The 1037-nt window shown below is 52.4% G+C and carries 2 protein-coding genes; both read right to left on the bottom strand.

What is annotated here, in order from left to right; genetic code table 11:
- Positions 1 to 91 precede the first annotated feature (91 nt).
- Positions 92 to 361, bottom strand: a complete 270-nt coding sequence (minE, locus tag ABT171_RS41800; protein ID WP_351252213.1) for a cell division topological specificity factor MinE — start codon at positions 359 to 361, stop codon at positions 92 to 94.
- A 3-nt stretch (positions 362 to 364) separates the two neighbouring features.
- On the bottom strand, positions 365 to 1037 hold a 673-nt coding region (minD, locus tag ABT171_RS41795), incomplete at its 5' end, for a septum site-determining protein MinD (RefSeq protein ID WP_351252211.1).

Raw genomic sequence — 1037 nt, 5'->3', positions numbered from 1 at the left:
CAATTTTTTGCTGCCGATAATGCTTAATAACTGGATACACATACAGTTACCCCCTGCATAAAATATACAGGGGGTAATTAATGCGTCGCAATCATTTAGCTGCTTCTTCCGATTCCGGTAATGTCACGTTAAGTTCAAGTACCGAAATATCGTCCCCTTTCTGCTCGAACTGCACATGCAGCATTTCAGGATCGATCTGAATGTATTTGCAAATAACCGCCAGAATATCGCGTTTCAGATCAGGCAGATACGGGGGCTCACTGTCCCCGCGACGACGCTCTGCGACGATAATCTGCAGCCGTTCCTTGGCTATATTGGCTGTCAGTTTTTTGCGGGACAGAAAGAAGTCTAATAAGGCCATGGTTTATCCCCCAAAAAGGCGTTTCAGGAAACCCTTCTTCTCTTCTTCAATGAAGCGGAATGGGCGTTCTTCCCCCAACAAGCGGCAAACGGTATCGTCGTACGCCTTACCGGCGTCTGACTCGGCATCCAGAATGACAGGCTCACCCTGGTTGGAAGCGCGCAGCACGGACTGGTCTTCCGGGATCACACCCACCAGCGGAATGCGCAGAATTTCAAGCACGTCTTCCATGCTCAGCATGTCGCCACGGCTGACGCGGCCCGGGTTGTAACGGGTCAGCAGCAGGTGTTCCTTGATTGGCGATTCGCCTTTCTCGGCGCGGCGTGACTTGGAAGAGAGGATACCCAGGATACGGTCAGAGTCGCGTACCGAAGACACTTCCGGGTTGGTGGTGATGATAGCTTCGTCGGCGAAATACAGCGCCATCAGCGCACCGGTTTCGATACCGGCCGGTGAATCGCACACCACGAAGTCAAAATCCATCTCGCCGAGATCGTTGAGGATTTTTTCAACGCCTTCGCGGGTCAACGCGTCTTTGTCGCGCGTCTGCGAAGCCGGCAGGATATAGAGGTTTTCAGTGCGTTTGTCTTTGATCAACGCCTGATTCAGCGTGGCATCGCCCTGAATCACGTTCACGAAATCATACACTACCCGACGTTCGCAGCCCATAATCAGG

Origin of the sequence: Streptomyces sp. NPDC001851, assembly GCF_040297165.1 — a bacterium.
Classification (GTDB): domain Bacteria; phylum Actinomycetota; class Actinomycetes; order Streptomycetales; family Streptomycetaceae; genus Streptomyces.
This window is presented reverse-complemented; position numbering and strand designations above follow the sequence as displayed.

Excerpts from the sequence above, each read along its gene's own strand:
- minE (WP_351252213.1), bottom strand. The coding sequence starts at position 361 with ATGGCCTTATTAGACTTCTTTCTGTCCCGCAAAAAACTGACAGCCAAT.